Source organism: Bradyrhizobium sp. 23, from assembly GCF_023073295.1.
In the GTDB taxonomy this organism is placed as follows: Bacteria; Pseudomonadota; Alphaproteobacteria; order Rhizobiales; family Xanthobacteraceae; genus Bradyrhizobium; species Bradyrhizobium canariense_D.
The window spans coordinates 1-10,074 of sequence record NZ_JADPJF010000056.1; the positions used below are offsets into that span (position 1 = coordinate 1).

Genomic DNA, 10,074 nt, shown 5'->3' on the forward strand with positions numbered 1-10,074 from the left:
GGTCTTGCCAAATCCCTCCAACGCAGTCCGCGTCATATCAATGCGGCCCGCATGTCGGAGCCTGCCATCCTCCCAAATCACCACTTCCCCGAAAGTTCGGTGGACGTCGATGCCAATCACCCGTCGCATTCGCACCTCCTGCCAATCAGACCACATGACGGGAGCTACGGGCGACACGACAACTACGGATTCGCGCTCTCAGCGCAACCGGGCGAGTCGCAGAGGCGGCCAGCTACTAACTCGAGCTCGCGGCTCATCGAATGCATCGGCCTGCCCGCACATCGTGCTCCCGGTGCCTCTGTCCCGATGGTCGCACCATACGCCACGACGCAGAACACCGCAGCGGAACGTTGGCACCGAGAAATCTCATACCGGTTACCAACCCCATCGAAAGCACCTTCGCCACCGTTCGCCACCGCACCATCCGATCGAAGGGCTGCCTGTCCAACAAGACGGCACTCGCGATGGTCTTCAAGCTGCTCGAGGCCGCGCAGAGAAGCTGGCGTCGTCTCGATGGCCACAACCAGTTGCCAAAACTCGTTGTCGGTGTGACATTCAATGATGGGATCGAGGTCATCGCCAAGCCGACCGACCGCCAGCCCATAACCGCCGCCGCCTGACCGGCTCCGGCCGTCACCAAAATTTGGCGATAGCTCCGAGTGGACGAAAGACGACCTGAAGACGCTGAAGTTACTTGCGAAGCAAAAGACTGGTGTCACGAAGATCGCAAAGAAATTGAAGCGAACGCCGGGCGCGACGGCGGCTAAGGCATTTGTTCTTGGCTTGTCGCTAAGCACGCAATAGACCGGCACCTACTCGGTCATCCGACAGTGCTCTCGCTCCACGCAACCTCCATCTGACAGGATGCGCGCGATGCGACGTGCGTTTCTGGGTGCCGTCGATCGCGCGCAGTATGTTCGTTAAGCATTTCCGACTATCCGGATATCATGTTTCGCGCGTTGAGGCAGTTGCTATTGCGAGGTGCGGTAAGCGTTGCAGGCGCCGCTTTGACGGCCGTCTGCATCGCTGGTGTCCTGTCGTTGGTTGCGACGTACTTTCCGACCAAAGAGCAAACAGTCGTCGAAAACATTGCTCCCAAAAGCGGTTCGTACCCAGCGGTTGCGGCACGAGGGTGAGCGCTGAGCACTAGCGGGAACAGCGATGTTTTCCAGGATCGGATATCCCCACTGGGTGATCGTCGCAGGAGCTGTCCTCGGGCTGGCGCGATTGATCGGATGGGCGTTTCAAAGAATCCGCAAGCGGCGGAAGAAGTGCGAGAACCCCGCAGTACTGATCAACTGGCCGTCGGACCGGAGGCGAGTCCCAAATCGCGTAGAGAACCACTCTCAAGGGCAGGTTAATTGGTCACTAACGTTGACGCGCGTCGCTGTTTCGTTCTCTGTGTTGAAGATGTTCGCGGAAGGTTTTTCCCACTTTCGGAAAGAAATTTCCGGCACTGAACTAAGCGCCAACATCTATCGCTTTGTGCGTGAGTTCTGACGGGCAGTCGCGGCGCTCTCCGCGTTCGCCGATGCCAGCCCATCAACGCGTGCGCCTAGTGCGCCTAGTTGATCTGACATTAGCTTGCGATTACTGCCTTCCGAGGCAATTTTGCGCTGGACCTCCGCAATCCGGTCCACAAGGCTTTGCTGGCTTGACTGAATGTCTTTCACCGTCTGCTCAAGAGCTGCTACCGCCCTCTTTGTTTGTTCGACGCCAGAATCTTGACGAATAGCAGTCGCTGCCTGTAGGGCATCAATTCTGTTACTCATCCAAACGAACATGCCTCCAGCCAACACAACAATCAACGCGACCACGAGCCAAGGCACCACCTGACGGTGCGTGCGGGCAGATTCTGTTGGTTCCATCACGGCTCCTAGGAGGAACGCAACTCCCTCATACACCTTGAATCGGACTTAGTTGCGACCGCCGCCCCTGTGTTGCCTGCAACATGCCGTGCGGGCTCAAAGGAGCAAGTCTGCGGCAGCCAAGCGTGCAGAGCGAGAGGCATTGAAGGAAGAGCCGGGACCGGACTAAGGAAGCCGAGCAAGCAATCGGAAGTCTTGGGAAGGTACTGTGGTCAATTGCCAAAGCTCGTCCCGTCTTCGAAATCGCCGAACAGAAGATTGCGGCGTCCTTTAGCGAGCACCAACCGCAGGCTCCTAAGTACCTCGAATAACCTCCTCTGCCGCGAATCAAGCTGCCCGACACAGTTCGTTCGGCACCCGCCGCGGCGTGGTCGTCGTGTTCGGCCTTGGCGATTGCCCCTCAAGCTGGGGGCCGCTGCTCGTCCACTAAGACCAGCGCGAAGCACCGCTCGCCGGGCTTGGCGTCGGCGGGCGTACGGCCACCAACAACTCTGCCCCTTTGTCAGCAGGCGGGTTGAAATTTCTCATTTTGGGGATACGCAACTTTCCCATGGGCCGGTCGTATGTAGTGCGCGCTGGGAAGACTGGCCGCCCCTAGGCCCCCGGCCGGTGGCGCTAAATGGCGCGATGCATCGCAGCGAGATAATTGACTTGCTGCGGTGCTCCTACGCACATCCTCGCAACGTCGGTATGCAATCACCTATGTGCGAGACGCGAATACATGTTCAGGAACACTGGCTGATGGGTTGCATTGTTGACTTGTGCTTCAATTGTTTGATGAGGCCGAACGATGCGTCTTCTCCTCAGAATGGTTGCGATTGCGACAGTCCCTGCTTGGATCGGATTGAATGCGAACACCGCTGCAGCAGAGGATTTCAATGAGCGGTGGTCCATTATTCCAAAGGCTCACGCTGAGCCGGCTCCTGATGGGCTCGAACAGACAAAGAAGGATGAGCCGCAAGTGCAAGCTCCGAACGGACAACAGACATTGAAAGATCGTCAAGAACCCTTGAAAGACCGTTCAGCCTCTCGCTCCCTCGACCGAGTGTTCTCCGGAAGAGCCTCATTCTACTCGTACTCAAAGGGCAAAACGGCGAACGGTTCATCGTACGACCGGAATTCACTAACCGCGGCGCACCGCCGTCTGCCGTTCGGCACGAGAGTCCGGGTCATTGATCTTGAGACTAAGAGGTCGGTGGTGGTTCGTATCACCGACCGCGGACCATGGGTCCGTGGCCGCGTCCTCGACCTCTCGCTCGCCGCCGCGCGCACCTTAGGGATTACGGATCGTGGCGTGGCTCCGGTTCGTGCTGAAGTGTTGTAGCAGTCGTCCATCGCCTTGCGAAAATACGCAACCGCCGCCTCGCGCCCTTACATCAACGGTCCGGTTTTGGGTCTGAACCGTGCCGTGGCTCTGAAGAACCCGGCCGCTATTGCGGTCATCGTGACCTCCCTCCGGCTTACTCACGGCGACGAAGCTGCACGAGCCTGCTAGTCGGCGGCGTGAGCCTGGCGCGCTGATAGAGGCGATGTTCTCCGCACCGGTTGAGCGACGCGATGCCGTTCGGTACGTCGCGTCTGCCTTAGACGACTTCGCCATCTCGCCGGAACTCGGCCCGGTCTGGCACCTTCGCTACGTTCACGAAAGTCATGGCTCGTTTCGCGTCGTCGATATGGAGATGCGACGCCAACCGGCACGCTATCCAGTAAAGACGTCTGGCTTCGTCTGCCCGTCTAGCTATCTCGCCACGTCTGCGATGTGGCCGGTCCTGTCGATGACCACCGAGCGCGCGGGACCTTCTTTGACGGCCTTGTAAGTCTTGATCTTTCCGGCCGGCACCTCCTGGATCTGCGGCGCGAAGCTTAGCGACAATCTCCTCCGACGTCAGGCACAGCGCAAACGAGCACGGCCAAACCTCAATGAGGGCAGCCATGACGAAAGATCGCAGCACTTGCCCTCCTTGCGCGCACGCCGCCGTCGGGTTGGCTCCTTAGCTTAGCCGCCGACCGGCCCCGACAACGTCTCCAGTCCCGCCTCTATTGCCGCGATGTCCTGTTCGATCTGCTCGATCGACAACCTGCAGTCAAAGCCCACCAGGCTTTCAGGTCTCCGGCAAGGCGCCGGCGGTGCATCTTCAGCTCTTCAAGCGACTGGCGGTCTTTAAGTCTTGCGTAGCCGTCCACAATCAACTCAATCGCACTCGACATGACGCTACTCCACAAAAACAATTCGTACAATCGAATGAGCTTAGTGCAAGCCGCGCGGTCGGCGCAACTTCTATGCTGGCTTCTACACGCTCGGCTCGCGCTTCAGCCAATGGCGCGGCTGGGGAGCAACAAGAGCCAGAGGGCGCCTCAAAGGTCCCACCTGGCCTTCGTCAAAATTGGTCACGATCATTGACGGGCTGGCATTCCACTCAGCGTCCAACCGCAAACTCTTCGAAAACGTGGGCACAGGGTTTTGGTTTTCTAGCTTTTCCCGAACGGAGGCGTCAAACTTGCGTCCATTGAGAACGTGATTTTTTCAGGGATATTGCGATGGGAAAACCTGGGGTTTCCCGTGATGCCTTCCGCGGACTATTCGCTTTCTATGCGGCGAAGACTCATCACGACCACAAGCCCGAAGCCGAACATTCCCTTTTGCGGATGTTTGGATCTGCGGACGATATACCCGATACGTTGCTACGGCAGTGGTCGGACAGAGTTGAGTTGCTCGGCTCCGAAACCGTTTGTCGCTATGCATCCACGCGTCCGCCAAATCACGAACGGCAACGCGCAATACGACCATGCCAGCGACTTTCTTCGCACGCGGCTGAGAGACCTCGGGCATAAAATGCAGTGATCAAACCGCCATGCCATTGTCGCCGCAGTCTTCAGACGCATAGACTTGGCAGCTCTTTTCCTGCGCTTTTGATGGACTTGGACTCCATAAGAAACCTTGCGGCCTTCAGCCAAGCTCGGTGAGCCGCCCCACTGTGCTAGGCATCCATACCGCCGTCATCGGGCTGGATGAAGCCGACCGACGCCCGTTAAACCACTGCACTGTGTCTGCTGCCACCTAGGCGACGATCGCAAGGCCGTGTGAAATAGTTCACAGATTGGGAAAGACAAGCTTACTAACATGGAGAGAGCGGCGGAGATGCTCCGGCCTGCTCTTGCTCGGTCGCCTGCCCATCCCGCTTGATGATGAATTGTTTTGTCCGTTTCACTCCCGGAAAGCCGACGACGATGATTGACGACGATTTGGTCCGGGCACATCGCAACAATATTCAACGCTACCACCTCTTATTGCAAACCACTCTGACGGAGTTCGAACGGCAGTATGTCGAAAGACGTCTGAGCGAGGAGCAATCGAAGCTGGATAAGCTAACGACTCGTGCTCAAGCAAAGCGAGACGGCTAATCGCCTACAGACCACGCAGGCTAGGACACCCGATGAGGCACACGGGTTTGCTGTTAATGCTGCGGCAGAAAAGTTTGTGCGAGCAGCTGCGCAGCTCAGAATTCCGGGCCGAGACAACTAGCCGAAGCACGGCAGCACCACCTAACCACTTGCGTTCGCCCGTCGGTTGCGGTTGGATCGTCTTTTTAGGATTTAATCCAATGGCAATCCAATTGCTTGTGGCGAAGGTTCTCAGGGACGAGCTATCTCTAAGAGGCGTTCGATCAATAAGCGCTGAAGATTCCGAGGCTATTACTGCTCGCATCTTCGAACGGATCACTGAGCTCGAGCTAGAACTTGCCGCCCGGGGCTTCAACATCCCCGCGAGCGGCGATGACGGACCGACGTGACGAGCCGAGCGTCATGTCCGTTTACGATCCGCTATCGAGGGAGCTGGGTCGCACAAGGACGCACACTATTCGGCTCACGTTCTCGGACATCGAGGAAATTCTCGGGAGGCCGTTACCGCCGTCAGCTTACAAGTTCAGTGCCTAGTGGGAAAATGAGGTTCGCGCAAAGCGGGGCACACGCAGGCCATGGCGTGGCTGCAGGCAGGCTTCGCGGCCAGAGTTTCTCTGAAACAGCGGGCGGTGGAATTCCATCGAGCCTGAAGGCTTTCACGTCGCGCCACCTTTGTGTCGAGCTTTCCCGCGCGTCCGGGCAGCGTCACTCGAGGGAGAATTCAACCCGAAGGCGGCGGACTGTTCTAGCCCTCCCCGCAGCCCTTCGGCTCTTCGGCCCCTTTTCATCCAGGGCTGCGTTCAAGCAAACGAGGTGCAGAACTGCATTCTTTGAGACAAGATAGCTCCCGTTCGAACGCCCCAGTCCTCGGGTTATCGGTCAGGCCTAATAGAAGCATACTCAACACACGACGAAGATCTTTCCCGTATTGCCGATTTGAAGAGCCAATCGGTCAGGGCTACACTCCGAATCAATAAGGCAATGGATGCCAGCGGTGGTACGCGAAATGATCCAACAGTCGTCAACCACCAATGTTGTGGTTGCAATCAGCGAGACCGCTGTGGCGTCGCCGCATGAGAAGCACCGTGGCTCGAATTCTAGCCCGGGGACAGGCGTACCCCCGAGCTCCTAGCTTCTGCGGGGCGACGCCTAGGGAGGCGCAAGCCTAGCGGTCCCGGGAAGCTGTTGGCGATGCTCAACGCGCGGTTCTCGTCGGTTTCGAGAGCTATTTTCTGGGCAAGCATGACGTCGCCCTGAGCCAAGCCACCTAACGGGACGAAGCAGCGCCCCGTTCCGAGCCGCCCGTATTCGTCTATCTCGTTGACGTTGGCGGACGTGCCGCGCCGGATTCGGTACCGCCTCCCAGTGTCGCATCCCACGACGTCGAAATATCCCTTCCTGTCAAAGTCCGCCCTCTGCTGAGGCGAAAGCCAAGAACGAAGGAGGCGTAGCGCACGAGCGTGAATCGTTTTCTCGTCCTTGGATGCTTCATAGAGCTTCCCAATACAGAGGCTACGAAGGGGCCACCGACTGGACCCGAGCTAAGTTCCTCTTCACCTGGCCATCACCCACCGACGAGCCGCGGAAAAAACAATGTCTCTTCGGCGGTCGGATCAAACGTGGTGATCCTGGTTACCTCCTCCGGGCTACTCCGCACCGCTGCAGTGTATCCTTTCCCGGTGAATTCCAGAAAACGTCTCTCCGCCTCCGCCAGAGCATCACCGCTGGAGTTGTCGAAGAAGTAGCGGCTGTCGCCGCTGTGATCCATGACGATCTGCGTTGCCATGCTGAGGCTCCCGATTGCACTTCGGAAGGAATGTGAAAGTGCAGACCTCGTTCCTATTTTCGTAAGCGCCGAGATATTTTTAGTTGTGCGCCTCACTAGCCCGACTGTGTATTCCGCCTGGCACGACGGACAAGCGCTCGCTTCGTCAATGTCGCACGCGTGGACTGAGAACGATTGAGGAGCTGACAATGCCCGAGCGTGAGCGGGACGAGATCCACCAGCCCGGTGCGGCCTTTGCGGGCCGGTACGATTTCGGAGAGACGCCGGCGGCAATCAAGACGGCCGAGGGATTGGCCGGATGTGGCCCAGTGCCATGATACTTGCGCAGGGCGCGCCTGCGATGGAGAGATCCATCGCCAGGTCCGGGACGGCTCAACCACAGTCCGGAGGGGCGGGCGCCGTCCGTCGGGCGCAACTTCAAGAGCCGGCGGCGCCTGGGAGGGAGCAGGTCGGAGAAACCTGCCAGCGTCAAGGTCGCGGCACGTGGACGTCGCCGCATTCTGACCCGCATCTGCATTTCACTATGTGAATCAGGGTCGACGGTTGCGGCTCGCAAAAAGCGACCTCAGGCCGAGACCTGCGCCGAGGTTACCTTCCCTCCACTGTTCCTGCGGTCAGAGGCTGCCTTAGGCAGGGCTGCCCGCGTAAACGGTCTCACCATTGTGAGCAGGACGGAGAACCGGCCTAGCGCATTCTGCTGAATCCGCAACGGCTTGCCGACGACCTAAAGCGGCCACCGCCCTAAACCCAAGCGCCCGACCCGGGCCGTCTTTCCACGAATCGTAGTATCGCAGTAAGCGTAATGCGTCCCTCGCCGTCTATGTGCCCGCCGATCGCCCATCGCGACGTCTATCTCAGCCGCTCTACGACAGGGCGCCCTTCCAAATAAGCGGGCTTACGCGGGCGGGGTTTTGCTGCTTCCGCGAGCCCGATGACGTGGCGCTATTCGACTTTCGGACTAAAGCCGTTTTGTGCGGGCTTGCTCCAGCCGCCCCGGTGACGCAGGAGGCCGATTTGCCGCCGTCGGATGCCATCTTCAGAGACTATTTATTGGGTCGGTCCAATCGAGCCGAGTGCGCCTCCGGCGTGAATGGCGCTCGTAGGCTCCTATCGTTGGACACCGTCATCAGTTCAGCTTGAAAAACGTCTGCCCTAGCCGCTCCTTGAGTGTTTCCAGTAACGACATTCTCGTATCAGGCGCCGCAACTTGCGCTCCCGTTTCGCGTACGGGAATAATATTCAACTGTTTCGCTGCTCGACGGTGAGAGACTTTTTTCGCGGATTCGCCTTTTGCCGCATGCTTCGGCTTCAAGACCTCGCCGCCTGATTTCGGAGTGACCGGCTTCCGGGCGACGTCAAGTTCGGAGAATGCGCTCTGCAGAGGCCGAGCAGATTGCACCGACGTCATTGATGTAGAAGGACTGATGTTCGACGGAGCCACAATGGTCGGCAAGCTGGTATCGATTATGACCCGTTCAGGCGCCCTCTCGGCTGAGCTGATCTTGATGGACGGTCGCTCTACGTCGCTGTTACCGGGGCCCATCGCCTGCTGCGGCAAGCACCAGCCGATAGCGATCAGCAACAGGACGAGAGCGCTGCCGACGAATCCGAAATACTTCATCAAAGGCACAGGCCGCCTCCGTTTGGCGACGACCTTGAGACCTCGATTGTTAGCAAAAAGCTAAAGGTAGATTAAAACAGAAGACATGGTTATCACGCATGCTGCGGCGCAGCGGCTATTTCGCCGGCGTTCGTGACTTCGATGGTGCATCGTAGATCTCGATCTTCAGCTTCGGATACTTTGCCAACAAATCAAGGGCCGCTTTAGTCGCGGCGTCCTGATCAAGAAATTCGGTCTTGAAACGACCATCGACGAGCATCGCATAACCGATAGCCGGCGCGAGGTCAGCACGCCGAACTTGGCTTGGTTGCGGACGTTCCAGGTGAAGGGTTGTTTTGTTCATTCCTTGCAGAACGCCCTTGCTGCTGAGGCTCTCGCAAATCGCCGAATTGGATGCTCGCGGTCTCCCAACCGGCGTAAGCACAGAACAGGAGAACAAAAATTCGAAATGCAATCGACATGCCGCCCGCCTTTTCTTGTTGGTGACGACGGTACAAATAACGTCTTACGGGCAGCTTAGGAGAAAGGGTTTGCGCAAGGTATACGCCTGAGCGAGAAGCGAGGCTGGTTTGCCGAAGCCGCAGTCACATTTCTGTCGTTGTCGGTCCTATTCAGCATTCATAAATGAATTCGCTATCGTGACCAGGTGTACTGCGGCGGTGCCCAGCTGCTCCATTTCCTTGTCAGCAGTGTAGGCTGAAGCCGCTCGTCGATAGGCGATTGCAACCGTTGCGTATGCATCCGTGATCAGTACAGCTGAATGATCGTGCGCATCTTTTGCTTTCCGATTACGTACTTGGACGACTTTTGTCGCGGCCTGAGCGGTTAATTCAGCAAGCTTCTCGTTACTTAAGCTCGGATCATCAATACCAGGCTGACATGCAGAAGCCGCGCCGGCGATTGCCTGATAGTATTGGCGCTTTTGCCACTCATTGGCCGTCAGGTAACTCTGCAGCAGGCGGCGAGCCCTGCCTTCAAGCTGCTTTCGATCGCTTTTGATCTTTCGACGATCTGAGCTAAGCCAGCGGAGCATCGTTTGCCTATTCACTTCGGCGCCTAACGCAAAGATCAAGGGGCTATAAAGTTCCACCAGCACACTTGAGCCCGTTCGCCCAGCGCCGCCCGGACATAATCTTACATCCTGCCGGTCTAGCGAACAGGACGAATTCTACGATGGATCAAGAGAGGAAAGAGGTCGAAAGTAATTTGCCGCCATATTGCTTTGTCCGCCCTGCGAAGGGCGCGTGCCGTCAGGGTATAAAGCTCCGTTTGCGGCAGCGGAACAGGGCCCCCGGTTGGATCGGCAGCGTAATCTAGCACTACTTTGGCAGAATGTGTTTTCGCCGCTGTTTTTCAAGGATTTGCTTTCGGCAATATGGGCACTGCTGGGGCGGCGG

The 10,074-nt window shown here is 57.8% G+C and carries 7 protein-coding genes and 2 pseudogenes; 2 read left to right on the forward strand and 7 right to left on the reverse strand.

Annotation, left to right across the window (positions count from 1 at the left end; translation table 11 throughout):
- Nucleotides 1-377: 377 nt before the first annotated feature.
- A pseudogene (locus IVB32_RS13485) lies at nucleotides 378-620 on the forward strand (IS256 family transposase); the annotation flags it as partial.
- A gap of 855 nt (nucleotides 621-1,475) precedes the next feature.
- Here IVB32_RS13485 and IVB32_RS13490 read toward each other — a convergent pair.
- Entirely contained in the window at nucleotides 1,476-1,868 is a 393-nt protein-coding gene (locus IVB32_RS13490; RefSeq protein WP_247361364.1) for a hypothetical protein, read from the reverse strand.
- A gap of 790 nt (nucleotides 1,869-2,658) precedes the next feature.
- Here IVB32_RS13490 and IVB32_RS13495 point away from each other — a divergent pair.
- Complete coding sequence (locus IVB32_RS13495) at nucleotides 2,659-3,192, forward strand: septal ring lytic transglycosylase RlpA family protein (RefSeq protein WP_247361362.1); 534 nt, start codon at nucleotides 2,659-2,661, stop codon at nucleotides 3,190-3,192.
- A 672-nt stretch (nucleotides 3,193-3,864) separates the two neighbouring features.
- Here IVB32_RS13495 and IVB32_RS13500 read toward each other — a convergent pair.
- The 6 genes and pseudogenes from IVB32_RS13500 to IVB32_RS13525 form a co-directional block, all read right to left on the reverse strand.
- Nucleotides 3,865-4,076: pseudogene (locus IVB32_RS13500) on the reverse strand (hypothetical protein).
- Nucleotides 4,077-6,367: 2,291 nt separating this feature from the next.
- Entirely contained in the window at nucleotides 6,368-6,775 is a 408-nt protein-coding gene (locus IVB32_RS13505; RefSeq protein WP_247364552.1) for a hypothetical protein, read from the reverse strand.
- Between the two features lie 59 nt (nucleotides 6,776-6,834).
- Entirely contained in the window at nucleotides 6,835-7,056 is a 222-nt protein-coding gene (locus IVB32_RS13510) for a hypothetical protein (RefSeq protein WP_018460208.1), read from the reverse strand.
- A 1,126-nt stretch (nucleotides 7,057-8,182) separates the two neighbouring features.
- Entirely contained in the window at nucleotides 8,183-8,686 is a 504-nt protein-coding gene (locus tag IVB32_RS13515; RefSeq protein WP_247361360.1) for a hypothetical protein, read from the reverse strand.
- Between the two features lie 106 nt (nucleotides 8,687-8,792).
- Nucleotides 8,793-9,020 (reverse strand): hypothetical protein, encoded by a 228-nt coding sequence (locus IVB32_RS13520; protein WP_247361358.1) that lies wholly within the window; start codon nucleotides 9,018-9,020, stop codon nucleotides 8,793-8,795.
- A 264-nt stretch (nucleotides 9,021-9,284) separates the two neighbouring features.
- Nucleotides 9,285-9,773 carry a hypothetical protein gene (locus IVB32_RS13525; protein ID WP_247367704.1) on the reverse strand — a complete coding sequence of 163 codons (489 nt, stop codon included), beginning with the start codon at nucleotides 9,771-9,773 and terminating at the stop codon, nucleotides 9,285-9,287.
- Nucleotides 9,774-10,074 lie beyond the last annotated feature (301 nt).

What these genes read in the sequence shown, in the direction of transcription:
- IVB32_RS13490 (WP_247361364.1), bottom strand. Translation starts at nt 1,868, where the DNA reads ATGGAACCAACAGAATCTGCCCGCACGCACCGTCAGGTGGTGCCTTGG.
- IVB32_RS13495 (WP_247361362.1), top strand. Translation starts at nt 2,659, where the DNA reads ATGCGTCTTCTCCTCAGAATGGTTGCGATTGCGACAGTCCCTGCTTGG.
- IVB32_RS13510 (WP_018460208.1), bottom strand. Translation starts at nt 7,056, where the DNA reads ATGGCAACGCAGATCGTCATGGATCACAGCGGCGACAGCCGCTACTTC.
- IVB32_RS13520 (WP_247361358.1), bottom strand. Translation starts at nt 9,020, where the DNA reads ATGAACAAAACAACCCTTCACCTGGAACGTCCGCAACCAAGCCAAGTT.